Origin of the sequence: Amycolatopsis sp. BJA-103, from assembly GCF_002849735.1 — a bacterium.
GTDB lineage: Bacteria > Actinomycetota > Actinomycetes > Mycobacteriales > Pseudonocardiaceae > Amycolatopsis.
The window spans coordinates 4,964,960-4,989,759 of the sequence record NZ_CP017780.1 but is presented as its reverse complement, the minus strand read 5'-3'; the positions used below and the strand labels follow the sequence as shown (position 1 = coordinate 4,989,759).

The 24,800-nt window shown below is 68.3% G+C and carries 31 protein-coding genes, 1 tRNA gene and 1 pseudogene; 21 read left to right on the top strand and 12 right to left on the bottom strand.

Annotated elements, in window-relative coordinates; genetic code table 11:
- Positions 1 to 5 precede the first annotated feature (5 nt).
- Positions 6 to 617: a LysE family translocator gene (locus tag BKN51_RS21490; protein WP_101613366.1), complete on the bottom strand. Its 612-nt coding sequence runs from the start codon at positions 615 to 617 to the stop codon at positions 6 to 8.
- Between the two features lie 148 nt (positions 618 to 765).
- Between BKN51_RS21490 and BKN51_RS21485 the strand changes: the two genes are divergently transcribed.
- The 3 genes from BKN51_RS21485 to BKN51_RS21475 all read left to right on the top strand — a co-directional run bounded on the left by BKN51_RS21485 (position 766) and on the right by BKN51_RS21475 (position 2,483).
- Entirely contained in the window at positions 766 to 1,266 is a 501-nt protein-coding gene (locus BKN51_RS21485) for a histidine kinase (protein WP_101609331.1), read from the top strand.
- 21 nt (positions 1,267 to 1,287) lie between these two features.
- Positions 1,288 to 2,178 carry an alpha/beta fold hydrolase gene (locus tag BKN51_RS21480; protein ID WP_101609330.1) on the top strand — a complete coding sequence of 297 codons (891 nt, stop codon included), beginning with the start codon at positions 1,288 to 1,290 and terminating at the stop codon, positions 2,176 to 2,178.
- A 98-nt stretch (positions 2,179 to 2,276) separates the two neighbouring features.
- Entirely contained in the window at positions 2,277 to 2,483 is a 207-nt protein-coding gene (locus BKN51_RS21475; protein ID WP_101609329.1) for a CsbD family protein, read from the top strand.
- Between the two features lie 47 nt (positions 2,484 to 2,530).
- Here BKN51_RS21475 and BKN51_RS21470 read toward each other — a convergent pair whose 3' ends face one another.
- Positions 2,531 to 3,637 carry a cytochrome P450 gene (locus BKN51_RS21470; RefSeq protein ID WP_101609328.1) on the bottom strand — a complete coding sequence of 369 codons (1,107 nt, stop codon included), beginning with the start codon at positions 3,635 to 3,637 and terminating at the stop codon, positions 2,531 to 2,533.
- A gap of 86 nt (positions 3,638 to 3,723) precedes the next feature.
- On the opposite strand from BKN51_RS21470, the gene BKN51_RS21465 reads away from it, so the two are divergent.
- The 3 genes from BKN51_RS21465 (at position 3,724) to BKN51_RS21455 (ending at position 5,621) form a co-directional block, all read left to right on the top strand.
- Positions 3,724 to 4,182 carry a MarR family winged helix-turn-helix transcriptional regulator gene (locus BKN51_RS21465; RefSeq protein ID WP_101609327.1) on the top strand — a complete coding sequence of 153 codons (459 nt, stop codon included), beginning with the start codon at positions 3,724 to 3,726 and terminating at the stop codon, positions 4,180 to 4,182.
- A gap of 123 nt (positions 4,183 to 4,305) precedes the next feature.
- On the top strand, positions 4,306 to 4,902 hold the full coding sequence (gene sigK, locus BKN51_RS21460; RefSeq protein WP_101609326.1) for an ECF RNA polymerase sigma factor SigK: 597 nt from the start codon (positions 4,306 to 4,308) through the stop codon (positions 4,900 to 4,902).
- Positions 4,899 to 5,621, top strand: coding sequence for an anti-sigma factor (locus tag BKN51_RS21455; protein WP_101609325.1), 723 nt, complete (start codon positions 4,899 to 4,901; stop codon positions 5,619 to 5,621). Before sigK ends, BKN51_RS21455 begins: the two co-directional genes overlap by 4 nt.
- Here the strand turns inward: BKN51_RS21455 and BKN51_RS21450 are convergent.
- The 7 genes from BKN51_RS21450 to BKN51_RS21425 all read right to left on the bottom strand — a co-directional run bounded on the left by BKN51_RS21450 (position 5,618) and on the right by BKN51_RS21425 (position 9,242).
- The gene (locus tag BKN51_RS21450) at positions 5,618 to 6,553 is read right to left on the bottom strand and encodes an SDR family NAD(P)-dependent oxidoreductase (protein WP_101609324.1); all 936 of its coding nucleotides are present in this window, start codon (positions 6,551 to 6,553) and stop codon (positions 5,618 to 5,620) included. The genes BKN51_RS21455 and BKN51_RS21450 overlap by 4 nt on opposite strands.
- Before the next feature lie 11 nt (positions 6,554 to 6,564).
- Positions 6,565 to 7,008 (bottom strand): ATP-binding protein, encoded by a 444-nt coding sequence (locus tag BKN51_RS21445; RefSeq protein ID WP_101609323.1) that lies wholly within the window; start codon positions 7,006 to 7,008, stop codon positions 6,565 to 6,567.
- A gap of 69 nt (positions 7,009 to 7,077) precedes the next feature.
- Positions 7,078 to 7,644 (bottom strand): alkaline shock response membrane anchor protein AmaP, encoded by a 567-nt coding sequence (locus BKN51_RS21440; protein WP_101609322.1) that lies wholly within the window; start codon positions 7,642 to 7,644, stop codon positions 7,078 to 7,080.
- Positions 7,641 to 8,168, bottom strand: a complete 528-nt coding sequence (locus BKN51_RS21435) for a DUF6286 domain-containing protein (RefSeq protein ID WP_101609321.1) — start codon at positions 8,166 to 8,168, stop codon at positions 7,641 to 7,643. Before BKN51_RS21435 ends, BKN51_RS21440 begins: the two co-directional genes overlap by 4 nt.
- Positions 8,165 to 8,551, bottom strand: a complete 387-nt coding sequence (locus BKN51_RS21430; protein WP_101609320.1) for an Asp23/Gls24 family envelope stress response protein — start codon at positions 8,549 to 8,551, stop codon at positions 8,165 to 8,167. The genes BKN51_RS21435 and BKN51_RS21430 overlap by 4 nt, the downstream gene beginning before the upstream one ends.
- 5 nt (positions 8,552 to 8,556) lie before the next feature.
- Entirely contained in the window at positions 8,557 to 8,733 is a 177-nt protein-coding gene (locus BKN51_RS43590; RefSeq protein WP_005154991.1) for a hypothetical protein, read from the bottom strand.
- A 41-nt stretch (positions 8,734 to 8,774) separates the two neighbouring features.
- Complete coding sequence (locus tag BKN51_RS21425) at positions 8,775 to 9,242, bottom strand: Asp23/Gls24 family envelope stress response protein (RefSeq protein ID WP_101609319.1); 468 nt, start codon at positions 9,240 to 9,242, stop codon at positions 8,775 to 8,777.
- A gap of 245 nt (positions 9,243 to 9,487) precedes the next feature.
- On the opposite strand from BKN51_RS21425, the gene BKN51_RS21420 reads away from it, so the two are divergent.
- The 4 genes from BKN51_RS21420 to BKN51_RS21405 are packed head-to-tail and all read left to right on the top strand — an operon-like array spanning position 9,488 to position 14,464.
- On the top strand, positions 9,488 to 10,933 hold the full coding sequence (locus BKN51_RS21420; RefSeq protein ID WP_101609318.1) for an alpha/beta hydrolase: 1,446 nt from the start codon (positions 9,488 to 9,490) through the stop codon (positions 10,931 to 10,933).
- Between the two features lie 16 nt (positions 10,934 to 10,949).
- On the top strand, positions 10,950 to 12,530 hold the full coding sequence (locus BKN51_RS21415) for a histidine kinase (RefSeq protein WP_102906619.1): 1,581 nt from the start codon (positions 10,950 to 10,952) through the stop codon (positions 12,528 to 12,530).
- Entirely contained in the window at positions 12,527 to 13,189 is a 663-nt protein-coding gene (locus BKN51_RS21410) for a response regulator (protein WP_101609316.1), read from the top strand. Before BKN51_RS21415 ends, BKN51_RS21410 begins: the two co-directional genes overlap by 4 nt.
- Before the next feature lie 57 nt (positions 13,190 to 13,246).
- The gene (locus BKN51_RS21405; protein ID WP_101609315.1) at positions 13,247 to 14,464 is read left to right on the top strand and encodes an alkaline phosphatase; all 1,218 of its coding nucleotides are present in this window, start codon (positions 13,247 to 13,249) and stop codon (positions 14,462 to 14,464) included.
- A 49-nt stretch (positions 14,465 to 14,513) separates the two neighbouring features.
- Here BKN51_RS21405 and BKN51_RS21400 read toward each other — a convergent pair whose 3' ends face one another.
- A complete protein-coding gene (locus tag BKN51_RS21400) occupies positions 14,514 to 15,125 on the bottom strand; it encodes an ANTAR domain-containing response regulator (protein WP_005157321.1) in 612 nt (203 codons plus the stop codon).
- Between the two features lie 173 nt (positions 15,126 to 15,298).
- Between BKN51_RS21400 and BKN51_RS21395 the strand changes: the two genes are divergently transcribed.
- The 3 genes from BKN51_RS21395 (at position 15,299) to BKN51_RS43235 (ending at position 16,253) form a co-directional block, all read left to right on the top strand.
- Positions 15,299 to 15,375: transfer RNA gene (locus BKN51_RS21395), tRNA-Leu, on the top strand.
- On the top strand, positions 15,348 to 15,638 hold the full coding sequence (locus BKN51_RS43240; protein WP_146044381.1) for a hypothetical protein: 291 nt from the start codon (positions 15,348 to 15,350) through the stop codon (positions 15,636 to 15,638). The genes BKN51_RS21395 and BKN51_RS43240 overlap by 28 nt, the downstream gene beginning before the upstream one ends.
- A gap of 159 nt (positions 15,639 to 15,797) precedes the next feature.
- Complete coding sequence (locus BKN51_RS43235) at positions 15,798 to 16,253, top strand: hypothetical protein (RefSeq protein ID WP_146044380.1); 456 nt, start codon at positions 15,798 to 15,800, stop codon at positions 16,251 to 16,253.
- On the opposite strand, the pseudogene BKN51_RS44980 reads toward BKN51_RS43235, so the two are convergent.
- Positions 16,254 to 16,490: pseudogene (locus BKN51_RS44980) on the bottom strand (recombinase family protein); the annotation flags it as partial.
- Positions 16,439 to 17,287, bottom strand: coding sequence for a recombinase family protein (locus tag BKN51_RS21385; RefSeq protein ID WP_146044379.1), 849 nt, complete (start codon positions 17,285 to 17,287; stop codon positions 16,439 to 16,441). The gene BKN51_RS21385 and the pseudogene BKN51_RS44980, both read right to left, overlap by 52 nt.
- Before the next feature lie 509 nt (positions 17,288 to 17,796).
- On the opposite strand from BKN51_RS21385, the gene BKN51_RS21380 reads away from it, so the two are divergent.
- The 8 genes from BKN51_RS21380 (at position 17,797) to BKN51_RS21345 (ending at position 24,742) form a co-directional block, all read left to right on the top strand.
- Positions 17,797 to 18,534, top strand: a complete 738-nt coding sequence (locus BKN51_RS21380) for a sigma-70 family RNA polymerase sigma factor (protein WP_158255788.1) — start codon at positions 17,797 to 17,799, stop codon at positions 18,532 to 18,534.
- Positions 18,534 to 18,956 carry a hypothetical protein gene (locus tag BKN51_RS21375; RefSeq protein ID WP_101609312.1) on the top strand — a complete coding sequence of 141 codons (423 nt, stop codon included), beginning with the start codon at positions 18,534 to 18,536 and terminating at the stop codon, positions 18,954 to 18,956. The genes BKN51_RS21380 and BKN51_RS21375 overlap by 1 nt, the downstream gene beginning before the upstream one ends.
- 367 nt (positions 18,957 to 19,323) lie before the next feature.
- Positions 19,324 to 20,166 (top strand): hypothetical protein, encoded by an 843-nt coding sequence (locus BKN51_RS21370; protein WP_101609311.1) that lies wholly within the window; start codon positions 19,324 to 19,326, stop codon positions 20,164 to 20,166.
- Positions 20,167 to 20,262: 96 nt separating this feature from the next.
- Positions 20,263 to 20,511, top strand: coding sequence for a hypothetical protein (locus tag BKN51_RS43230; protein WP_146044378.1), 249 nt, complete (start codon positions 20,263 to 20,265; stop codon positions 20,509 to 20,511).
- A 26-nt stretch (positions 20,512 to 20,537) separates the two neighbouring features.
- Positions 20,538 to 21,452: a conjugal transfer protein gene (locus BKN51_RS21360; RefSeq protein ID WP_101613365.1), complete on the top strand. Its 915-nt coding sequence runs from the start codon at positions 20,538 to 20,540 to the stop codon at positions 21,450 to 21,452.
- Between the two features lie 10 nt (positions 21,453 to 21,462).
- Positions 21,463 to 21,708, top strand: coding sequence for a hypothetical protein (locus BKN51_RS21355; protein WP_101609309.1), 246 nt, complete (start codon positions 21,463 to 21,465; stop codon positions 21,706 to 21,708).
- 80 nt (positions 21,709 to 21,788) lie between these two features.
- A complete protein-coding gene (locus tag BKN51_RS21350) occupies positions 21,789 to 22,166 on the top strand; it encodes a hypothetical protein (protein WP_233223643.1) in 378 nt (125 codons plus the stop codon).
- Positions 22,167 to 22,312: 146 nt separating this feature from the next.
- Positions 22,313 to 24,742: an ATP-binding protein gene (locus BKN51_RS21345; RefSeq protein ID WP_233223641.1), complete on the top strand. Its 2,430-nt coding sequence runs from the start codon at positions 22,313 to 22,315 to the stop codon at positions 24,740 to 24,742.
- The last annotated feature ends 58 nt before the right edge of the window (positions 24,743 to 24,800 follow it).

The window sequence follows — 24,800 nt, the reverse complement described above, 5'->3', positions numbered from 1 at the left end:
CCTGTCTACTGGGTGGTGAACGCGAGCTTGGCGCCGAGCGCGGCGAAGGAACCGGCGAAGATCCGCCGCATCCAGGCGAGGACGCGCGGCCGGGAGATCACGTGGTGGCGCACGCCGGCGGCGAGGACGCCGTACAGGCTGAACACCACGAACGTCGCCAGCATGAACACCCCGCTCAGCAGCAGCATCCGGGGGACGGAACCGGGTTCGCCCGCCGGGACGAACTGGGGGAGGAACGCGAAGAAGAACAGCGTCAGCTTCGGGTTCAGGACGTTGATCAGCACGCCGGAGGTGATCGTCCGCAGCGCCGACTTGGGCTCGGGATCGCCTTCGACGACGATCGCTTCCCGGTCCCGCAGCGTCGCCCACGCCATGTAGAGCAGGTAGGCCACACCGAGGTATTTGATGATTTCGAACGCCACCGCGCTCGCGTGCAGCAGTGCCGCGAGGCCGGTGATCGCGGCGACCATGTGCGGGATGATCCCGAGGGTGCAGGCGGTCGCCGCGATGACGCTCGCCCGTCTCCCTCGGGCCAGCCCGGCGGACAAGGTGTAGACCACGCCGGTGCCGGGCGTGGCGACCACGACCAGCGTGGTGATCAGGAAGGCGATGCTCACGCCGACCACTCTGCGGGTCCTTTGGTCCGATGAACAGGACCAAAGCCGTGTCACTCCACTGGACCAAAGGCTTGTGTGAGGCGCCTGACACCGTCACCGGATGGAGTGGCATGATGCACGCTCGCACGTCGACGAGGAAGGCCTTGGTTTGAGCGCGCGCACCTCCCAGGTGGACGATCTCCGGCTGGTGGCACAACCGAATGCCGTTTTGTGCTCCGAGCTCTTCGTCCGTCTCATCTTGTCGGATTGGTCCTTGCGGCCGTTGCTCGATCAGGCGAAGACCGCCGCCGCCAGACTGGTGGGCGCGCTCGTCGACGTGGCCGATCCGAAGGAACCGCCGTTCCTGACGCTGAGATTGCGGCTGCGGTCGGACGTGCTGGTCATCGAGGTCGACCACGAGCTGGCCGGGCTCCCCGCGCCGACGCCCGCGCCGGGCGAGCGGACCGGGGTGGCGCCGGGCGAGACCGGTGGCGTGACCAACTGGTGCGAGCTGCCGCTGCCCGGTGGCCTGTCCGCCGGACAGGTGCAGTTGCCGCGGCGGGGCGACCGCCGGACCCTGGTGGACGAGCCCGTTTCCGGTGAGCCCGTCGGCGCCGATCCCGAGGTCCTGGAACGGCTTTTGTCGCGGTTGAGCGGCTGGTCCGGCTGATCCTCGTGAAAGGATCCGGGGATGGGGTCGAAACGTGTCACCACACCGGTTCTGGAGATCGAGTACGAACACACCGGTGAGGCGGGCGCGCCGCCGGTGATCCTGCTCCACGGGTTCCCGTACGACGTGCGGGCCTACGACGAGGTGGCCCCGATCCTCTCGGCCGGCGGCGCCTCGGTGTACGTCCCGTACCTCCGCGGGTTCGGCGGGACGCGGTTCCTCGACGACGCCACGCCCCGATCGGGGCAGCAGGCCGCGCTCGCGCAGGATCTGCTCGACTTCATGGACGCGCTGGAGCTCGAGAACGCCGTCGTCGCCGGGTACGACTGGGGCGGCCGCGCGGCGTGCATCGTGGCCGCGCTCCGGCCCGAACGGGTGCGCGGGCTGGTCTCGGTGGACGGCTACAACGTCCAGAACCTTGCCTACGCCGGGGAACCGGCGCCGCCCGAATGGGAACGCACCTACTGGTATCAATTTTATTTTCATTCCGAGCGCGGCCGCCGCGGGCTGGCGGAGAACCGCGACGAGTTGTGCGCCCTGCTGTGGCGCACCTGGTCGCCGACCTGGACGGGCGCCGAGGCGGCGTTCCCGGCCAGCGCCCCCAGCCTGCACAACCCGGACTTCGTCGACGTCGTCATCCACTCGTACCGGCACCGGTTCGGGCTGGCGCAAGGGGATCCGCGGTATCAGGCGCTCGAAGACCTGATCGCGGAGGAACCGGTCATCACGGTGCCGTCGGTCGTGCTGGAAAGCGGGGACGACGGCATCGGCGGGCCTGGCGCGGAGGGTGACCGCGAGTACTTCGCCGGGGCCTACGACCACCGGGTCCTCCCGGGGGTGGGCCACAACGTTCCCCAGGAGGCCCCGGAAGCGTTCGCCGACGCGGTGGCTTCCCTGCTCAAGGGCACGTGAGCGTGATCACCCGTCCGTGCGCATGACGAATCCCGATCTTGGGTTGTCCTTCCCTTGTACGGCGCACGATCCGGGCGCCACGGACGGAGGAGGACCCGATGTCGTTGGGCGACAAGATCAGCAACAAGGCCGAAGAGCTCGGCGGTAAGGCCAAGGAGACCGCCGGTGACGCCACCGGCAACGAGGACCTGCGCGCGGAAGGCCAGGCGGATCAGGCGAAGGCCGGTCTCAAGGGCGCCGTCGAAAACGTGAAGGACGCCGTCGGCGACGCCGCGGACAAGCTCCGCGACACGTTCAAGAAGTAGCGGACCCTTCCGGGCCGGGGCAGCGGTTTCCGCGCCCCGGCCCGTCTTCATGGGTGTAAGAGCACCGGCAGGCCGGTGAGCCGCGTGCCCTGGATGCCGCCGAGGAACGTCTGCCGGAGTTCGGCGTAGGGCACGGCGAGCCGGGCCCGGGGGAAGTCCGTGCGCAGTACCGTCGCCACCGCCCGCAGTTCGAGCTGCGCGAGCTGGGCGCCGACGCAGAAATGCGGACCCGCGCCGAAAGTCAGGTCCGGGCCCGGTTTCCTGGCCGGATCGGTGTTGATGCCGTGGATGTCGACGAGCACCGGGGCGCCGGAGGGGAGCCGGACCCCGGCGAGGTCGATCTCCGTGGTGGTGAACCGCCAGAGGGTGAACGGCGCGGGCGGATGCACCCGGAGGGTCTCGCGGACCAGGTGGCCCTCGGGGGTGGTGTCGCCGTCGAGGAGCCGCGCGATCAGGAAGCCGATCGACGCGTCGGTGGTCAGCTGCCCGGCGAAGATCAATCCGAACAGGTGATACCGCAGGTCGTTCTCGGACGTCCCGGGCGGGAGGTTGTCGCGCAGTTCCGTCGCGAGCCCGGTCCGGTTCGGTGTCAATCCCGCGGCGGCGAGGTCCGCGAGCGCGGCGATGGCCTTGCCCTGCGCGCCCGGCTCGGGATCGGACATGCGGCGGCAGGCGTCGACGGCCGCGTCGAGCAGGTGGAGCGGGATACCGAGCAGATCGAGCAGCACGGTGAGCGGGAAGCGGGTGGAGAAGCCGTCCATGAGGTCGACGGTTCCGCCGCCGAGGTCCGTCAGCAGGACACGCGCGATGTGGTGGATCCGGTCCGACTGCGCCTGGATCCGTTTGGCACTCAGGAGCGGAGCGTGCGCTCGCCGCAGGCCGTCGTGGTCCGGGCCGTCCAGCGTGGTGAGGGACGGCTGTTCGGCGGCGGTCTGTTCGAGCCCGGTCCAGTTCTCGGGGGCCAGCGCGGGATCTTTGGCGATACGCGGGTCCGACAGGACCTCGCGGGCCAGCTTCTCGTCGGTCACGATCCACGTCTTGCCGCCCGACGGCGCGGCCACTTCGACGAGGGGACCGGCGGCGCGCAGCGCGGGGCGGACGGGGTCGGGCTCGGTGATACCGCGGGTCGTCGCGGCGAACGGGTCGGGGAGCAAGGCAACTCCTTCATGAGAAAGTAGCTTCACCATGAAGGTATATTCGTGGCCGGTAGGTTGTCAAAGCACTTACTCGAGGAGGTTCGGTGGAGGATCGGGTCACGTCGTTGTTGGACGGCCTCCGGAGCTTCGGGGCGAACTACACCGAGTTCACCCGGCGTTTCGCGGACTGGCTCGGCCTGCACGCCACCGACGCCGCCGCGCTGGTCGAGATCCTCTACGCCGAAGACACCGGCTCGCCGCTTTCCCCGGCCCGCCTCGGTGAACGTATCTCGCTGACCTCCGGCGCGACCACGAACCTGCTGAACCGCCTGGAGAACCTCGGCTACGTGGTGCGGACCCGGGAGAACGCCGACCGGCGGATGGTGACCTTGCGCAGCGGGCCCGACATCCAGGCGCCCGCGCGGGAGTTCTTCGGCCCGTTCAGCGCGGGGCTCGCGGCGCTGGTGGCGCAGTACCCGGCGGAGGAGATCGAGCGGTTCGAGGCCTTCCTGCGGCATCTGCGGTCCACAATGGACGGCGTACTCGAGCAGCAGGGCCGTTAGCCGCCCCGGCCCCGTTCGGGTGGGTTCCGCCACCCGACCAGTCCGTATCGCCACCGGCACCGAATCCCTTCCAGACGCCAGGGCACCGCGTAGCCGGGCGTCGGGTGAGGTGGAGGCAGCTTGATGGTCGAGGGTGTGCGCACGAGTCTGCGCGAAAACGGCGGCACCGGAGCGGAGCCTGCCGAGTCGAGCCTGATGCAACGGGTCGCGGCCGGCGACGAACAGGCGTTCGCCGATCTGTACGACGTCGTGGCGGGACCGGTGTGGGGAGTGGTGAACAGAGTCGTCCGCAACGCCACGTTCGCCGAGGAAGTGACCCAGGAGGTCCTCGTGGAGGTGTGGCGGACGGCGGCCCGGTTCAAACCGGGCAAGGGGACCACGCTGGCCTGGGTGCTCACCATCGCGCACCGGCGGGCCGTGGACCGGGTGCGTTCGCATCAGGCCGCGCTCGACCGGGACGACCGCGCGGGCAGGCTCGACTTCCGGCGCCCGTTCGACGAGGTCGCCGAGTCGACGATCGCCAATCTGGAGCAGCAGCGGGTGCGCCAATGCCTGTCCGCGCTGACCGACCTGCAACGGGAATCGGTCGTACTGGCTTATTACAACGGGTACACCTACCCGGAAGTCGCGGAAGTGCTCAAAACCGCGCCCGGCACGGTGAAGACCCGCATCCGCGACGGACTGATCCGGTTGCGCGACTGCTTGGGGGTGGGGCAATGACGGCGGAACTGCACACACTGACCGGGGCTTACGCCGTGGACGCCGTCCCGGAGGAGGAGGCCGCGGCGTTCAAGCGGCATCTCCGGGGCTGCTCCGCGTGCGGCCAGGAGGTCCGGGAACTCCGGGAGACCGCGGCGAGGCTCGGGGCGTCGCTCGCCGTCGTTCCACCGCCGAGGCTGCGGGAAGCGACCCTCACGCAGATCGCCCAGACCCGGCAGTGGCCTCCGCTGGTCGCGGCCGTGCGGCGGGCCCAGCCCGCGAAGAAGCAGCCGGTGCGGATAGCCCTGTGGGGTGCCGCGGCGGCCGCCGTCGGGGCACTGGTGTTCGGCCTGGTCACCACGAGCACCGAGCCGGGGGCCGATCCCGCGCAGCAGCAGCTCGCCTCGGTGAACTCCGTGCTCACCGCGCCCGACGCCTCGACGGTGAAGGGCGCCGAACGCGGGACGACCACGGTGGTGACCTCGCTGAGCCAGGGCAAGGTTGTCGTGCTGGCGAGTGATCTCCCGCCGCTGGCGCCGGGCAAGGCGTATCAGGTCTGGCTCATCGGGGCGAGCGGCGTGCATTCGGCCGGGTTGCTGGCGCAGGACGGTCCACATCGGACTCGTCCGGTCCTCGCGGATCTGCCGGGAGGGATCGACCGGGTCGGCATCACCGCGGAACCCGCCGGGGGTTCGCGGACACCGTCCACCCCGGCCGTCGCGATGATCCCGCTCGCCTAGGAACCGGTCAGCCGCCCGCAGGCCTGCCAGAGTTCCTGGCGCTGCGCGGCGGTTTCCCGGGTCTTGCCGAGATAATGCGTCGGGCGCTGGACGCGGTCGTGCCAGAACATCCCGTTGTACCGGCCCGGTTCCTCGGCCGCGGCGAGCCAGACGAAGGTGTCGGCGCCCTGTTCGGGGGTCCTCAGGATGGGCCGGGTCAGCTTCTGGAACGTCGGCAGGGAGGTCGCGACGCCGGGAGTGTCGGCCCAGCCGGGATGGGCGCCGTGCACGGTGACCGCGGAGCCGTCCAGTTCGTCCGCCCAGAGTTCGGCGAGCACGACCTGCATCCGTTTGGTGCGCGCGTATCCGGCGGCGGGCTTGTACTCGCCCTGGAGGTATTGGAGGTCGTCGGTGCGCAAAGGCTGGCCGTACATCCCGCCCGAACTGACCCAGATCACCCGGGCGCCGTCGGCGAACTTCGGCCGGAGCGACGCGGTGAGAAGGTGCGGGCCGAGCACATGCGTGGCCAGCATGACTTCGTTGCCCTCGGCCGTTTCCGTACGCTCGGCGGGCATCAGGCCGGCGTTGTGGATCAGGACGTCGATCTCACCGTCGAGATCCTTGGCGTAGTCGCGCACGGACGAGATCAGGCTGAGGTCGCACTGGTCGACGATGATCCGCGCGCCGGGTGCGGCCCGCTCGATCTCGGCGCGGGCGGCGTCGCCGTCGCCGCGGACCGCGATCCGCACGGTCGCGCCCAGCTTCGCCAGCCCGACGGCGGTCGCCTTGCCCAGGCCCGCCTTCGCACCGGTCACCACGGCGACCTTGCCCGCGAGCGCGTCCGGTGCCGGGTCCGCCGGCCACCATCGCCTCCGCAGGAAGTGACCGACACTGCTGTAGCCGAGCAGGGTCCGGTCGAGCACGGTGTCGGCGGCCCGGGTCACGGTGGACATGCGGGTACTCCTCATCGCTCGTAGTACATCTGCGCGGGAACCAGCGCCCAGACCGCTTTCCCGGTCCGCTCGGTCCGGAAACCCCAATCGAGGGAAAGCTGACCGACCAGGCGGAGACCGAAGTGGGCCGTGGCGGAGGCGGAGCGCAAGGCATCCAGCCCCGGGTCATCGTCGGAGACCTCGACCAGGAAGCGGCGGACCTGCCGGACGACGCGCAACTCGCCTGGTCCGTCCGTGTGCCGGTAGGCGTTGCTCACCAGCTCGTCGACCACCAGCAGCAAGGCGCCGAGCGGTTCGTCCTCGCCCCTGCCGAAACCCAGGTGATCGGCGACCACGGAGCGGATCCGGCGCAGTTCCGGGAGGTTTCGCAGGTCGATGGTGACTTCCGCGGCGCAGGCGACCCGGCGGCACAGCCGGTCGAGTTCCGCTTCCAGTTCCGCTTGGCCACCGTTCACCGCACCCAGCTCCCCTCACCGAACACCTCTCACAGGGGTGTTCGGTGCCGACGGAGTCGCGGACGGGTGCTACTGGATGCGGGGACCGGCCTTGGCGGAGAACCGGAACTCGATGGTCACCGGGAGCTCGGCGAGGTCCAGCGCCTGGCGCAGCCGCGGCAGGCCCTCCTCGGCGATCCGCTCGCGGATGGCGGCCAGATCGCCGTCCTGTTCGGCGCTCAGCACCACGGCCAGCACCGGCGCGTCCTGGGTGCCGCCCAGCGTGGCGTGCGCGGCGTGGACGCCGGGATAGGTCGCGACCTCCGCGGCGAAGGGTTCCACCGCGGTGCTCGCTGCCAGCGAGGTCCGGCCCTCGTCCTGCTCGAAGCGCCAGGTGTGGGACTTGGGTTTGCGGACGGGCTGCGCGACGAGCCAGCGCAGCGCCAGCAGTCCGACGATCACCGCGCCCCCGGCGACGGCGTACCAGGCCCAGCCGGGTGGTGTCGCCGTTCCGGGCACGAGCGTGGTGCCGGACTGGAGCAGGGGGATCCTGCCGAAATGGGTGCCGACGGCGAACACGCCACCGGCGAGCAGCACGAGGCCCGTCAGCACCAGAAGGGTGCGGTTCAGGCGGGCGGGGCGGTTGAGATCGGTCATGACGCGCTCCTGGTGGCCTTGACCCGGACACGCACGGCGGGAACGGTCGCGGGGCCGATCTGGGAGAGACGGTGCTCGATGGCGGCGCGGACGGCGTCGGCGAGTCCCTCGGTGTTCGTCCGCCCGGTGGTCACCACCGAGACGATCCCGCGCCGTTTGAGCTTCAGCTTCGCCGCCGAAACACCATCCACAGTGGACGCGGCGGTGCGCAGCGTGGACCGGTAGCTGCGCCGGGAGGCGCCGGAGTCCGGGCCGCCTTCGAGCGGCAGCACGGTCGGCCGCCCCGGGACGATCGCGGTCACGAGGAGCAGCAGGCCGATCAGCGCGACCACCCCACCCGCGATCGCCGGCAGCGGATCACTCCATCGGGTGTCGTGCAGCGCGGACGCGACGGCGTCGTAGCTGACCCACGGTTTCTCCCCGATGATCGTCTGGACCGCGACGGCGGCGGCCAGGACGCATCCGGCGAGCACCACGAGGGCGACCAGCACGGCCGGGGCGCTGCGGCGGGGGCGCCGTTTCATCGGACCCTCCTCGTTTCGGTCTCCGTGGAGTGCAGGGCCGTGACGGTGATGTCGACCCGCGTGACGGTCAGGCCCGAGAGCTCGCCGACGCGGTGGATCAGGTGCTCCCGTGCGGTTTCGGTGGTGGCGCGGACCGAAAGCGGGTACTTCACCGACAGCCGGACGTCCAAGGTGGCCGTCGTGGCGGTGACGTTCGCGCTCACCTTGGCGCCCTGGTCGAGGTCTTCACCGCCGACCGCGATCCCGAGCACCCGGGAGGCCGCGCCGCCGATGCCGTCGAGTTCGGTGATCGCCCGTGCGGCGATCCGTTCGACGGCGCCGGCGGCCACGGTCAGCCCGCCGCGCCCGTCCGTTTCCGGCGCGGCGGGTGTCATGGTCGTCATGGCGCTCAGCCCCTGTCGCGGCCGGCCAGGGCCGAAAGGTCGAGCTTGCCGTCGAGGAACCGGCCGACCAGCAGGCCGAGGACGGCGAGGACGAGCACGACGAGGAAGGCGCCGAAGCCGCCGAACGCGCCGGCCACGCCGAGCACGAGACCGGTCAACAGGCCGAGATGGGTGGCGTTCATGAACGTTCTCCTTGCAGTCGGGCGCGGACCGGCGCCGGTGGTCACTGGACGCGGGTGGATTCGGTGCTCTCGTCGGTGTCGTCGTCGCCCGGGATGTACACGTCGGACACGTTGATGTTGACCTCGACGACCTCGAGTCCGGTCATCTGCTCGACGGCGCCGATCACGTTGCGGCGCACCGACTTGGCGAGATCCGTGATCGCGACGCCGTATTCGACGACGATCTGCAGGTCGACCGCGGCCTGGCGTTCGCCGACCTCGACGGAGACACCCTGACCGGCGGACGCGGTGGCGCCCGGGATGCGCTCGCGCAGCGCGTTGAACGCCCGCACGGCGCCACCGCCCAGCGCGTGGACGCCGGTGATCTCACGGGTCGCGAGGCCGGCGACCTTCTGCACGACGGTGTCGGCGATGGTGGTCACGCCCTGGGTGGAGACGAGCGCGCTGTTCTCGGTGGGGGCGGTGGAGTTCGAGTTCGGCTTGGCGGCGGTGGTGGCGGTGTTCGTCATCGCGATCTCCTCGGTTCGGATTCCGTTGCCTGTGGCGGAAGTTCTTCACTTCCACACTCCATAGACCCAGCGGAGCCAAGATCGTCACGACCCGATCGTGTGGTCTGGATCTCACCGTTCGTGGGTATGTCTTTCGGTCTAGTCCTCATGGCCGACGAAGGCACGGACTTTCAGCCTGTCGAGGGTCGTGCGAGGAGGCGGTGCCGGGGTTGGATCGTCCGGTGTCCCGAAAGCAGGAGTCCCGCGTGAACTGGAAGTGCGTGATGCTGTCCGTCGCGCTCGTCGCCGGATGCACGACGTCGCAAGGGAGCCCGGCCCCGGTGACCACAGTGGACGAACCGGAGCACCGGGCGGCGCTGGCGTCGTTCTACCGGCAGACCCTCGACTGGCGGCCGTGCGAGGCCTTCCAGTGCGCGAAGCTGACCGTGCCGATGGACTACCGGCGACCGGACGGGCCGAAGTTCACCCTGCCGTTGATCAAGGCCGCGGCGACCCGGCCGGAAGGACGGCTCGGCACGCTCGTCGCGGGAGCGGGCGGCCCCGGCCAATCCGGGGTCGCCATGGTGAAGGACGTCGCGGGCACCTGGCCCGCCTCGGTCCGGGAACGGTTCGACCTGGTCGGCTTCGACCCCCGGGGCATCGGCGGCAGCGAACCGCGGATCCGGTGCGAAACCGAGGGCGAACCCACGTCGAAGGCGCCCGAGGGGCTGCCGCTGATCGGCGCCGAGGTCCCGAAAACGCGGCAGTACGCCGAGGCGTGCCTGAAGGGGACCGGGGAGGACGTGCTGCGGCACCTGGGCACCGACGACGTCGTCAGCGACCTCGACGTCCTGCGCGTGGTCACCGGCCAGGAAAAGCTGCACTACCTCGGTTACTCCTATGGAACGCGGATCGGGCAGTTGTACGCCGACCGGTTCCCGAAGAAGATTCGCGCCATGGTGCTCGACGGCGTCGACAACACCTATCTCGATTGGCGGGCCGACACCGTCGAGCAGGCGAAGGGCGTCGAGGACACGCTGCTCACTTATGCAAAACAATGCGCCACCAGGACGGGCAAGCCGTGCCCCGGCCGGGACGAGACCGAAATCCTCGCCACGGTGGACAGGGTGCTGGCCAAAGCGGACAAAGCGGGCGACGGCGGTGCTCTTCGCGAAGAGATCTCCTCGAAGGTCACGTTCCCGGCGGACTGGGCCGGGCTGTCCGAAATCATCCTCGGCGCCGACGCTCCGGCGGACGACTCGCCGGACGACTCCGCCGACCCGCCGGAGCCCACGACCGACACGACGGACGCGCTCACCGTCGTCAACTGCCTGGACCGCGCCCATCCCACCGACCTGGCCGCGTACGAGGACGCCGCGCGGGAGCTGCGCCGGGTTTCCCGGCTCTCGTCCGGCACGGAGGCGCTCGGCTGCGCCTTCCTGCCCACCGCGACGGTCCCGTCCCGGACGATCCGCGCCGACGGCGCCCCGCCCATCCTGCTCGTCGGGACCACGAAGGACGCCGCGACACCGTATGGCTGGGCACGGCAGCTGGCGGGCAGCCTCAAGTCGGCGGTGCTGCTGTCCAATGAGGACGTCGGGCACGCCGTCTACGGCAGTGGTTCGTCCTGTGTGGACGAAGGTGTCAGCCGGTACCTGGTCGACTTGACGACTCCCGCCGCCCCGGCCCGCTGTGCCACCGGGTCCGTGTGATGCTGGGAGCGTGAAGATGGTCGACCGGCGGCTCGTCACCGTGCTCGCCGAGGTGCTCCTCGCCGGATTCGTCGCGGGTGTGACGATCTTCCTCGCCGATCTGCTGCCCGCCTGGGGCTGGCCGGAAGTGTTCTACCCGTCGGCGCCGGTGCTGACCGCGGTGATCGCCTGCGCCGTCGTGCTCATGCTGGCGCGCCGCCGGTTCGCGGTGGTCGCGCTGCTCGCCGCGGTGGTGCTGTTCGGGCTGTTCCCCGCCACCGGTGTCGCTCTCGCGGTCATCGCGTACACGGCGGGAGCGAGGGGGCGGCGGTGGCCGCTGTTCGGCCTCGCGGCACTGCTCCCGGCCGCGGTCGTCCTGCTCACCCAGCCCGCGTTCCGCTGGCAGTACGTCCTCGTGGTGATCGCCGTCTCGACGCTGTCCTGTCTCGTCTTGCCCGCGCTGGTCGGCGCGATGCAGGCGCAGCAGGCCCGGCTGGTGGTGGCGTTGCGGGAGCGCGCGGAGTCCCTCGCAGAGGCCCGGCAGGTGACCAGGGAGCGGGCGCGGCTGGAGGAACGTTCGCGGATCGCCGAGGAGATGCACGACCAGCTCGGGCACCGGCTCAGCCTCATCACGATGTTCTCGGGCGCGCTGGAGGTCGCCGCCGAGGGCAAGGATCCGGAGCTGCGGCAGGCCGCACGGCACGTCCGGACGACGGCGAAGGTCGCGCTCGAAGAACTGCGGCAGTCCCTCGGCGTCCTGCGGCCGGGCGGGGAACCGGCGGAGCCCGCGGAGGCCACCGACGCCGCCGGGACCGAGGCCGACATCGCCGATCTGGTGGCGTCGTCGCGCGATGCCGGTCTCGACGTGACGTTCGACTGGCTCGGGACCGACCTCGACGGGGTCCGGCCGCCGGTCCGCCGGGCCGTGCACCGCGTGGTGCGGGAAGCGCTGACCAACGTCCACAAGCACGCCGCCGCCGCGTCGGTCACCGTCGTCGTCGACCACGGCCCCGAACTGGTGAAGATCGCGGTGCGTAATGGCGCGGAGCCGGTCGCGGGGGAGCGGCTGCCCGGTACCGGCCGCGGGCTGGTCGGCCTGCGCGAACGTGTCCGTCTCCTCGGCGGCACGTTCACGGCAGGGCCCGACCCGGACGGCGGCTTCGCGGTCACGGCCGATCTGCCGAAGCGGGCGGACGCGCCTCTCGCCGAAGAGGCGGGCGAGGAACCGCAGGTCGCGGACACGGAGAGACGACCGGGCCGGATCCTGTCCGGCCTGATGCTGACGACCGGACTGGCCGCCGTCGCCGCGCTGCTGCTGACGACGCTGGCCTTCGTGCCGCCGCTCACGCCCGCCGACCACGAAGATCCACTCGCCAGTGTCAAGATCGGGATGACACCGGAGGAGGTCGAGGCCTGGTTCGGCCCGAACGAACCCTCGGCGCATGCCGCCGCGCGGGACCGGGAGCCGCCGGTCCCCGAGGACACCTACTGCGTCTACACCCCGGCCGACGATCCGCCCGACGCCGAAACCGCCGCGATCTTCCGGTTCTGTTTCGGCGACGGCGGATTGGTGGAGAAGACCTGGTTCGAAGTCCCCGTACCGAAAGAGACGCGATGATCCGGGTCCTGCTCGCCGACGACGAACCGCTGCTCCGCGCCGGTGCGCGGCTCCTGCTGAACCAGGCGGGCGACATCGACGTCGTGGCCGAGGCGTCCGACGGCGCGGAGGCGATCGACGTCGTCCGGCGGATGTCCGTGGACGTCGTGCTGATGGACATCAGGATGCCCAGGGTGGACGGGCTCGCCGCGGTGGAGGAGCTCGGCCGGATCGCGCCGGAGGTGCGGGTCATCATGCTCACCACGTTCGGGGACGAGGCCTACGTGGCCAGGGCCCTGCGCGCGGGAGCGGCCGGTTTCCTGCTCAAGGACACCGATCCGGCGCAACTCATCCAGGCCGTGCGGTCCGCGTCCACCGGCGACGCGGTGCTGTCGCCCCGGATCGCGAAGCAGGTCATCGACCGGTTCCGCGACACCGACGCGGCCAACGCGGAAAGCGTCGCACGGGCCAGACGGAAGCTCGGCGCGCTGACCGCCCGCGAACGCGACGTCCTGGTGCGGGTGGGGCGGGGGCTCGGCAACGCGGAGATCGCGGCGGACCTGCGGTTGTCGAACGGAACCGTGAAGATCCACGTCAGCCACATTCTCGCGAAGCTCGGCTGCGCGAACCGCGTCCAGGCCGCGATCCTCGCCCACGACGCCGGAATCCTTCGCCGCTGACCCTCGCCTTCCCGCGACTTCTCTGTTAGGAAAGGTTCCTAACTAACGGGAGGCGATGTGCGCGGACGTGGTCTGGCGGCGGCGACGGTTCTGGTGGTCCTGTGCGGCGGCTCGGGCGCCGTCGCGGAGACGACGACGGCGGGATCCGGGGCGCGGGTGGCGCGCAACATCATCTACATCCAGGGCGACGGCCTCGGCCTGGGGCAGCGTGACCTGCTCCGGCTGGCGCTCAAGGGCAAACGCGGTGAACTGGCGATGGACGGGCTCGCGACCACCGGCCTCGTGCGGACGTCGTCGGATGATCCCGACGAGATCGTCACCGACTCGGCCGCGGCGGCCACCGCGCTGGCGACCGGGCACAAGACGCGCAACGGCGCCGTCGGGGTGGACGCCCACGGACGTCCGCTGGAAACCATCCTCGAACGGGCGAAACGGGCGGGGAAGTCGACCGGACTGGTCACCACCGCGCAGGTCACGGGCGCCTCGCCGGCGGCGTTCGCGGCGCACGTGCCGAGCCGGGATTCGCAGAGCGACATCGCGAAGCAGTACATCGAAAGCAGCCGCCCGGACGTCCTGCTCGGCGGCGGTGAGGACTGGTGGTACCCGAAGGGGAATCCCGGTCTGTGGCCGGACAAGCCGGGGGAGGAGAGCCGCAGCCCGTACGGCAACCTGGTCGAACGCGCGCAGCGAACGGGCTACACCTACGTGCGTGACGGCGACGAACTGCGGAACACGCGGGCGAACCGGATCCTCGGCCTGTTCGCGAACGAGGACATGGTCGACTACGGCCCGGACGGCGTCGGGAAGTACGCGCCGCGGGTGCCGCTCCAGCAGATGGCGCGCAAGGCGCTCGACACGCTGTCGAAGAACCCGCGAGGCTTCTTCCTCTTCCTGGAGGAAGAAGGAACCGACGGGATGTCGCACGAGAACAACGCGCACGGCGTGATCGACGCAGGCCGCGCACTCGACGCCACGATCGCCGAGGTCATGCGGTTCGTCCGCGCGCACCCCGACACGCTGGTGATCATCGGCGGCGACCACGAGACCGGCGGGCTGAGCATCGAGAACTACGACGAGTCCGACACCGACCCTGACCAGGACGGTCCGTTCGACGTACCGGGCTCGAAGCTCCAGTTCACTGTGGACTGGACGACGCACGACCACACCGGCGCCGACACCCCCGTCACCGCCGAAGGCCCCGGCTCCGCCCGGTTGGGTGGAACCGTCGAGAACACCGACGTCTACTGGGTGATGCGGACCACAAGCGGGTCCTGAGCCGAAAAAGGCCACCTCCGGCGACGGAGGTGGCCTTTTTTCGGTTTCGTCAGCCGATGCTCTCGACGACGGCCTCGGCCACCGCCTTCATCGTGGTCCGGCGGTCCATCGCGGTGCGCTGTATCCAGCGGAACGCGTCCGGCTCGGTGAGACCCTGACGGCTCATCAACAGGCCCTTGGCCCGGTCGATGACCTTGCGCGTCTCGAGCCTGTCGGTGAGCCCCGCGACCTCGGACTCGAGCGCCTGGAGCTCGGCGAACCGGCTCACGGCCAGCTCGATGGCGGGCACCAGGTCGCGTTTGGCGAACGGCTTGACCAGGTACGCCATCGTGCCCGCGTCCCTGGCCCGCTCGACGAGGTCGCGCTGGCTGAACGCGGTCAGGATCACGACCGGCGCGATCCGGTCACCGGTGATCTTGGAAGCGGCCTCGATCCCATCGAGCTTGGGCATCTTGACGTCGAGAATCACCAGGTCGGGCTTCAATTCGGTGGCCAGGTTGATGGCCTGCTCGCCATCTCCGGCCTCACCGACAACCTCGTAGCCCTCTTCGCGAAGCATCTCGACGAGGTCCAGACGGATGAGGGCCTCATCTTCGGCCACGAGCACCCGCCGCTGGGGTGCGGCGACGGCACCGTTGGCCTCGGCAGCCTGCTCGGTCACCGGGGTCCTCCTGAAGGTCGTCGGGCAGTTCGGCTCGCGGGCTGTCCGCGAACCTGAAGCCTACCGGGAACGATCCAGTCGGCGAGATGGCGTTCACCACGTCAGACAGTCGTCACACTCCCGAGCCCGGCGGAAGCGGCGCTCCTGCGATCCCGTAAAGTTCACCCCGCGACGCCCCCGTAGCCCAACTGGCAGAGGCAACGGATTCAAAACCCGTCCAGTGTGAGTTCGAATCTCACCGGGGGCACCAACAGGAACCTCACAAGCCGATCCGGCGCGCTGCGCCGGGAAGTCTTGAGGGTTCATGGGTTCGATGATCCTTTCCGCTACCTGAGCGATCTCCGGCAGTTGGTCTGCCGGGAGCTTGATCGTGATTGTCGCATGTTCGCCGTCGTCGTGGACCATGATGGCGAGCTGGACAGCTTCGAACAGTGCCCGCAGATACGGTTCTGGCGCCTTTGCGAGGTTCATCGCGAGGTAGGGAAGCGCGTCGATCAGGGGCAGTTCATCTGACGTCATCCCTTGGGGCGAAGCCAGATCCGCCTCGTCCAGGTCGGCGATCTTCGCTTGGAGTTGCTTCTCATCGCCGGCTAGTTCGTTGTAGCTGCCTCGCAAAGCGACTGTGAACGGGTCGTCCGGGTCTCCTTGTTGTGCCTGTTTCAGGATCGACGCTTGTTTCTTGGCGATCTCGGCGAGCTGTCGCTTGATCCGGGCTCGTTCTTCCTCTCGCTCGGACGTGGCATGATCATCGGCGCCTGCCAGGTCTGCTTCGAGGATCGAACGACGTTCAGAGCCGAACACGCGGTCGGCGAAGAACTTGGCGACGGCATCCAGCAAGGCGTCTTCTCGAAGGTAGAGAGCGTTCTCGTGGTCGGTGAATCTGTCCGAGCGGCCGCGGTTGTTGTTGCTGGGCCTGCAGAGGTAATACGCTCGTTCGTGCCGTGGGACGCCGACCAGTCGCCTCCCGCATCCGTGGAACAGCCGTCCGCGGAACAGGTAAGTCCTTGTGGTGGCGGGATGCGTGTTCGGTGTCTCGGAGCCGCGGGATCCTTGTTTGGTTTTCCAGCCGGCGTTGATCGCGTCGTACATCCACTTGGGAATCAACGGTTCGTGGGCCGGGGTAGGTGACCAGACCCATTTGATGGGGTCGTTGTGCCGGCCTCCGCGTGAGCGGGTCGCGCGCCTGTTGAACACTTGATAGCCGGTGTATTTGGGGTTGCGGAGGATGTCGTACACGCTCGACCTGCTCCATACGCCACGAGCGCGGGCCTTTCCTGGTGGTTCTGGCGGCGGGTACTTGGTGAGGTCTGCGTTCAGGCGGTCTGCGATCGTGTCGCAGCCGATGCGTTCGTAGTACCGCCACATCGCCATCTGGGTGACGGTTCCCCTTTGAGGCCATCGGGTTCCAGACGTGACTTTGTGTAGCCCTTCGCGGCCTTGGACGGGTTCGGGTGCTTGAAGACCTTCGTTTTGTAACCGTGGCACGGCTTACCGATGTTCCAGCCCTCGCGCACGTGGGTGCAGAGCCCGCCCCATGATTGCTCAAGCGTGTTGAGAACCTCGTACTCGGCCACCGACTGGTTGATACGGCGTTGCAGGATGCGCTGTGCGCGGCTGCCGGAGACCGTGATCGGCTCGTTCGAGGCGAAGAGCGGCACATCGTTGCGCTCGAGTTCGCGCTCGACCGACAAGCCCTCGTACGCTCGTCGGGCGACTCGCGCGATGTTCTCGCAGATCACGACGTCGAATTGACGTTTAGGGTTCGCGGACTCGGTGAGCAGATCGGCGATGCCGCCGTCGCGTGCGATGGGGATGTCGAAGCGTTCGTAGTTTTCGCCGCGTCCGCGAGCAGCTAGGTCCATGCGTCCTGACTCGACGTCGTAGAAATGCGCGACGATCACCCAGGACTCGGGAATGGCGGCCTTGGAGTTGCCGAGCTGGCGCAGGATGGACTGGCGTGGGTCCTGTTGGTCCTCGGTCGAGGTTCGCGCGAGGAAGGCGACACGTACTTCATCACGGAGAAGAGCTGTCGGCATCCCGAGCGGAGACACGGCATAGTCCGACAAGCCCGAGGGGCCGGACACCGGAACCTGCGTCATGCGGCCATCAGGTGTGGACAGCAGAGCTGGAGCCGCCGCGGTCAACTCGTCAGGTGAAATCATGTGGGCTTGCCGTCCTCGGGTAATCCGCGCTGAGCGCTTTCGTGGGCCCAGCGCAAGAGATCGGTGGTGGTGGCGGCAAGTCGTGTCCGAGCCAACTCGGCTTCGGTTCCATGGATTCGGTCTATATGACCAGAAAAGGTGCGATCAATGCCGCGCTTGCTCGGTTGAGCGTAGCACCACACAGGTTCCCCGGACGGGAGCGCAGGTTCGGGTTTCTCGTCTTCTGATGCTCGCGCCATCAGCCCTCCGAGACCGTCATCCGGGTACTGGCGCGGTGGCGAGACCTGTATCGAACCTGGTCTCGCCGGTCTCGCGTCCAGTCTCGCCGGACCGAAAAATGCCTCTGGAGACATGCGCGTCGGCAGCTTCGAACGATGCGGTCGCGTAGGAATGTCACTGGAACACGACGCACCCGATCGAGTGAATGGGAGGTTCTCTCCGAGACCTGGGGTGGGTGTCGTCGATTCGTATGTTCACGTCGACTGCGACATCCGGCTAATCTGTCAGGGATGGACTCGCCGACGGATCGCGAGCTGCTCAGCGCGAAACCGGGCAGTGAGGCTGAAGCGCGCGCCGTGTTCGAGCAGTTCGTTCGACGCCACCGAGACGCGGCATGGAAAATCGCGTTGAGTGTGACGCGGAGTCCCGAGTTGGCGGCCGAGGCGATGCAGGACGCCTTCTTGGTGGCCTGGCGTGGTCGAGAGCAAGCACCTGCACACGTGAGCATATCGACCTGGCTGCACGTGACTGTCATGAACGCCGCGAGGCGGGTCGATCGACTCGATCGCGTCGCTAACCGAGCATCGCCCGTCGGTGAGCTCCCGGACATTCCCACACCTGATATCGCCAATCAGGTCGCGTCCAGGGTCGACTTCGAAGCAGCTTTGGGACGGCTAGCCGCGGATCAACGCGCGGCCCTGGCTCTTGTCTATCTTGGCTACTCCGAGCTCGAAGCAGCCCATCAACTGCAGGTCAGTCCGTCGACTTTCAAAAGACGGCTCGCCAAAGCAAGGGAGAGCCTGGCACAGGCTTCTCCTCAACTTGAGCAGCGTGATAGACCCGGCACCTCTCAGCCCACCAGGTCGCACAAGCCTGCGACCTGGTATTTCGGCCCGGCGGAGACCGAACCCGACTTTCCGGAGACGTCCTTGACCAAGGTGTACGAGGGTTTGGATCGTCTCTTCAGCAAGCTCGGGCCGCCGCCGGACGACCTCCTCGCCGACGGCACGGACAGGACGCCCCGCTGATGAGTGACGAGAAGCCACCGCCGTCCCGCGCTGTCCAGATCGCTCGGATGTGGGCGCGAGTTCCGGCCGAGCACCTGGAAGTCGCACTCAAGGCGCTGGAACCAGAGCTCCAGCGGGAACACGAGCGTCAGCTCGAAAGTATCCGGAGGGAAGACGCCCAGCGGCTCGAGGTCCTCCGGAACGAGCAGGAAGAGCGGCGTCAGCGCCACTTCCGGCATCTTTGTGGTTTGTGGGCGGGCTTCGCCCTGGTGATCGGCATGCTCGTCGGTGCGGTCATCGTCGGCGTCAGTGGGCAGGTGTGGTTGGCGGCGCTCCTTGCCGGCCCCAGCCTCATCGCGTTGGCGAAGATCTTCGTTCTCCGCCGATCGGATCCTGCCGATGCGCGGCAGCTCGAACCACCAGCCGAGCAGCCACCGGCCTGAAGGTGCCGAGACTGGCCTTGGCTCCGGCGAGACCCTGGTCGCCGCGAGGGAGACAACAAGCCGAATCGTAGGAACCTCCGACGAGCCGGGCACAGTTCTGCTCATCGTCGGCTAGGGATAGCGAGACCCACAAACCCCCGTCTCGCTTCGTTCACCAGAGTCGAGACTGCGCTTGGGTACCGGTCTCGGGCATAGCGATCCAATCTCGCCTGGCGGCTTGGACTGCCGTCCAGCACTGGCCTTCGTACGTCCGATCGGGTGACCTTTCGGCTTGCCCCAGCCCAGGGCAAGCATCTGAGCCAGGGAAGGGGCGAGGGGCGGTTTCGAGCCTCGTGGCGATCTTGTCGCCGCTCGAAGGGCCACCGCGATGTCCGCCTCTGCCTGCAGCCCACTTACCGCACTTCAACGACAGCTTGCCCGCCCCAAGGTGCTCGAAAGGTTCGACGCCGCGTTGTGTTCATGGTCAGAGCACGACACGGCGCTGGCCGACGTCGGATCTCATCAGCAGCTGACTGACGTGTTGAGCGGCCGCGACTATGCACGTCACGACGAAGTCCTCTACGCGCTACTGCAGCGGGCCGCGATCGAGCGTGACGAAGGAGCCGTTGCCGCACAACTCGCTCTGAACGCCATGCTGCCCGCCGTGCCTGGCATCGTCGGCCGGGTCATTCGTGCGACTCGGGCAGCGCTCGGCGCGTTCGGTGCTCGCCGCGGTGTAACCGGGGGCGGAGTCTCGGCGAATGAGGCGAACACCGATGTCCAGGCTGCGGTCATCGGGCACCTGTGGGAGCAGATCCGCTGCTATCCGTTGCGCCGTCGTCACCATGTCGCAGCCAACCTGGTCCGTGACACTCAACGGTCGGCTCTTCGCGCGCTGGGTGTCGATACCAGTCAAGTCGCCGCGGAGGTCGTGAGCATCGACGACGATGCGGTGCACCGTCCACTCGCCGAGGTGCAGACCGAGAGGGATGCGTCGGAACAGCTGTTGGAACTGCTGTCGTGGGCGGTCGAGCAGGAGTGGCTGGACAAGCAGGAAGCAGCCATTCTCACCGCGCGATATTTCGGCGAAGACATGGGGCGTGACGGCGTCGCGACCGACCGGCAGCTCGGTGCGCTGTTCGGCGTGAGTCAACCGACCGCCACGCGTCGGCGGAACCGGGCGCTCGACACGCTGGCGAACGCTGGTCGCGAATGGCAGCGACAGTACTAGCGCTTCGGGGCCCGAGCAGCGGGCGAGGTGCATCAAAGGTCAGCGGTGCTGCGCGTGTCTTGAGCGCCGCAGCCCGCCAGACCTCAGGGAGTCTCTGTGACCGGACCCCGTACAGACCTTGCCCCCGGTGAACTTCTTGTCGCCCACGCCCGCGTCCGAGCGAGGGATCTGGGACGACGGCTTGGATCGGCTCTCGTCGATCGGCAGCTGTACGAGGAGCTCCGGCGCTTCCTCGACGAGGTCGGGTTCCCGGCGTGCGACACACTGGACAGGCTGGCCAGTTCCGGTGATCGAGAGCTGCGCAAACGCCTGCATCAGGTGATGGGCATCGAGGCGCAGTCATGAAGCCCCGTGAGAACCGAATCGCGCGAATGATTCCTGATGCCCAGCTGGAGCCGGTTGCCCGCGCGGTCACGCGGCGGTTCGGCCGCGTGCTGGGATGGTGCGTGATCATCGCGAGTCCGCTGGCGGTGATCGTGGGCCTGGTGGTGCTGCGACCGGACGTGCCCTCCGGAGTCCCGCATGCCGATGCGCCGCTCGGGGCGGACCAGCCGCAGGGATGGGCGGAGATGTACATCCGGTCGTGGCTCTCGGCGAGCAGAGACGACTCCGCCGGGCTGGAGGCCTTCTACCCAGCGGGTCAGAAGTCGACCCGCGAGGTCGGTACACAGATTCCGGTCGACACCAGCACGCTGTCGGTGACATCGCCTCGACAAGGCTCGTGGACGGTAGTCGTCGCGGCCAGCATGCTGGTCCAGCAACTCGACGGGAAACATCACGCGAGGCTGACCTGCGCTCAGGTCAGCCTCGTCGGGAGCGGTGAGGGCTACGTCGCAGTGGCCTTGCCGACACCGGTCGCCTGCCCCCACACGCTCGCCGCGGTCGAATTCGACTACCCGGAAACCGCGGAACTGAACGGACCTATCGGGCAGTCCGTGCACGGCTTCTTGCTCGCCTACCTGGTCGGCCGAGGAGAGCTGGACCGCTACATCGCGCCAGGCACACGCATCGGCGTGATCGTCCCGCCCCCGTACGCGGAGGTTCAGCTGCTGGAGCTGCGGACGCATGAGCCGTTCGAGCCAGGTCAGGCAGCTCGGCCACTGGACGGAACCGAGATCCACGTGACGGCGCGTGCCTGGGGATATGACGCCATCGGGCAGGTCACCACCGTCGACTACGCCCTGACGCTCACAGCACGGGCAGGGCGCTGGGAAGTCAGCCGGATCGACCCGGCTCCGCTCCTTGCCGGGATCCCTGCCTCACCTTCGACCAAGGCCGGCGAATAGGAGAGACGAGATGTCGACCATCGTGCTCGCAGCCGATGTCAAAAGCTGGATCGACGCCAACCTCGCCTGGGGAGACCAAGCTGTCCGCCGCCTGATCCTGCTCGCGGCCGTCGTAGGCGGAATCGGTCTGCTGATCGGGACGCGAGGTAACTTCACCCGCTCGATCAAATACGGCGTGATCGCCGCGATCTTCCTGGGCATCCTGCTCAACCTCGACGGCGTATCCGGCATGTTCGGTGCCTGGTTCACCAAATGAGCGCGCAACGCGGCCGCGGCGATGTCCTCATCGGACGGTCGTATACGCGGTCGCGCCGGTTTCCGAGGATGTTCGGACGGATGCCCGGTCGCGACGGCGGCTACCTGCCCGGCGGGCCGTACACGCTCACTCAGGGCGTGGTCTTCTTGGTTCTCCTGCTCGTGGTGTGGAAGCTGCCGCTGCTGGATTGGCTCGGCCCGGCGCGTTGGGGTGTCCCGCTGACCGCGATCGCGATCCGGAGAGCTCGGATCGAATCACGGACACCGGCGAGTTGGCTGATCGGATTCATGGCGCACCTGTTCGCGCCGTCGTCGGGAACGCTGGCCGGGCGGGCTTACCGACCAGACCGGAAGGTGTTCTGCAGGCAGCGGTTCTACGTACACGGTATGGACGTGGGCGTGGACAGTAAGCCGACGACGATGTCGTCGTTGCAGCGGCTACTGGCCGGGGCGCGGTGATGGAGAACCAGATCCTCGACATCAACGGCAACTTGCTGTTCTGCGCGGATGGATCGACATGGGCCGTGTGGCGAGCGCTTCCTCGGGAAAGCGCCCGGTCGGCGGGAAAGCAACTGCACGAGCTTTACAGCCGCACTGTCATGTTCATGAAGTCCCTGCGTGGTGAGGTGATGATCGCGTCGTTGTGCGAGCAGGTTCAGCCTCACGCGATCATCCGGCGTTGCCTCGCCGACATCGACCTCGACAAGAATCCGCACTGGGCGGAAACCGTGCACAACGCATGGGACCAGCTCGACGACCTTGACGTGCTCGGACGCAGCTACTGGATCGCTAAACCCCTCACCGGCAACGGGTGGCGCGACGGTGGCCGGGCCCTGCTGCGAGCCGTGGGAGTCGCGTTGAACGCAGGGCTCGGCATCCCACCGCGGCCGGTGTCTCCTCACATCGTTGCTGAGGTGCAGGAGCTGGCCCGCGTCACAGAACAGGAGCTCGGTGGCGCCATCCCGCTTCGGCCCGCTACCGAGGCCGAACTGCTGTGGTGGTTCTGCCGCGCACCGGTCCGCGGAGTACGTGAACCTCAGCTCGACCGCACGGCCGCAGTGCACAATTCGGGCGCGACGCTCTCGCACGGACGTGGGCGGGCGCGGCTGGTGACGCTCCGCGGCACCGTGTTCGACGAAGGCGGCCGCACGGATGAGCCCAAGCGGCTGGGGAATCCGTTGCAGGTACTGAACAAGCGGTTCCTCAAGTGCGTGACGCCGGACGACGACGGTCTCATCGAGAGCTACCAGGCATATCTGGTGCTTGCCGAGATGCCGCGGGCCTTCACCTTTCCCGGACACGAGATCTTGTCGCGCCTGGCGGACATCGGATTCGGCGTCGACTACGTCCTGCGGATCTCGGCCAAGACGAACGACGAAGCCCGCGCGGCCAACCGGCGCCGCACCCGGGACCTGATGAGTCAGGACGCCGAGCACGGCAGGGACACCGCCGGCGTCCCTGCTGATGTCCACTCGGCGCAGGAAGAGATCCAGCACAAGAACGCCCGGCTCGGCGCGAGTACCACCGAGATCGAACTCGAAGTCGGTGTCGTCGCCTGCGTGTGGGGCGCAACCGCCGCGGAGTGTGACGCGCACGCGAAGACGCTGCGGCAGACTTTCCTGGGCGGCGAGTACAAGTGGGAACGACCGCTGGGCGGACAGAAGCAGCTCTACCAGGCGCTGCTTCCCGGCTACCGGACTCCGCTGGTCGTGCGGGAATGCAGCCAGAACCTCCTGGCCAGTGACTGCGCGATGCTGCTGCCGATGTCGTCGACCGAGTTCGGTGACCCCAGCGGAGCGTTGTTCGGCATGGTGCTGGACGGCGGTGCGATCTCGCCGTTCCTGCTCGACCCCACCTACGGCCCCACCCACGACTCGTCCGGCGGTGTCGCGGTCATCGGCGAGCTCGGTTCCGGGAAGTCCGTTGTCCTGAAGAACATCGCCGCGGTCGTCCGTCTCATGCTCGACGGCCGCGTGATCGCCATAGACCGCACCCGAAGCCGCGAATGGGATCCCGTCGCACGGGCCCTCCCCGGGAACTGCCAGGTCGTCGACATCATCGATCCGACCCTCGACAATGAACGTGCCGCCGATACCGAGCTCCGGCACTCGTGCGACCCGCTTCGAGTGTTTCGCGGCAAGACCAAGTCCAGCACCGGAATCGCCGAAACCTTCTTCGCCTCGTGGCTGGACCTGGAGTCGAACTCGGCCGAACGTGACGCACTCGGTCGCGGCCTCGACCAGGTCAGCGGCACACCGGATGTATCGAGCAACGTGCTCATCGACGTGCTGGCCGAGCACGGTATCGCGGACCCGGCCTCATGGAGTCTCGCGGAGCGGCTGCGACGACTCCGGCGTGATCCGATCACCCGGCCGATCTTCGACGCCGATCTCGAACCTGTCGATCTGCTTTCCGCCGACATGGTGGTCTTCTGCACCAACGAAGTTCCGCTGCCCAGCACGCTCGAGATGAGCAACGAGCGGATGGCCGCACGTATCCCGCCGCGGAAGCTGTTCGGCCGCGCGTTCCACCTGCTGATCGCGGCGATCGCCAAAGAGATCTGCTTCGGGACGCAGCGATGGGGCCAGTTCATCTGCGACGAGGCCTACAACGTCACCGGCACGCCCGAAGGTCAGCAGATCGCGCTGGAGTTCGTCCGGGACGGACGTAAGCACGGTGCTGACGCCGCGTTCGGATCGCACACCGAGCGGGATCTTGGTGACGAAGTCCTTCGTGGCCTGATCGCCGTCCGCATGCTCGGTCGCCATCGTGACAGCGGACTTGCCCGGCACGGTCTCGCGTGGCTCGGCGTCGATCCCGCCGACACCCGCTACCAGGAGATCGTCACCAAGGACCTGTCGCCGCTCAATCCCGCCGGTGGCGAGCCAGAACGCCGAGCTCGGGCAGGTGAGTTCCTGGTGCGCGACCATTCCGGCCGTGTCGGCAAGGTCAAGGTCCTCACTCAGCCCTATCGGACGCTGCCCCAAGCCGTCCTCACCACGCCGATCGTCGCCCGCGGTCCACTCCGGACCTGAATCAAACCCCCAGGTGAGCGCCATGTCTCGGACACAACCGGCGACCTAGGGAGACGTT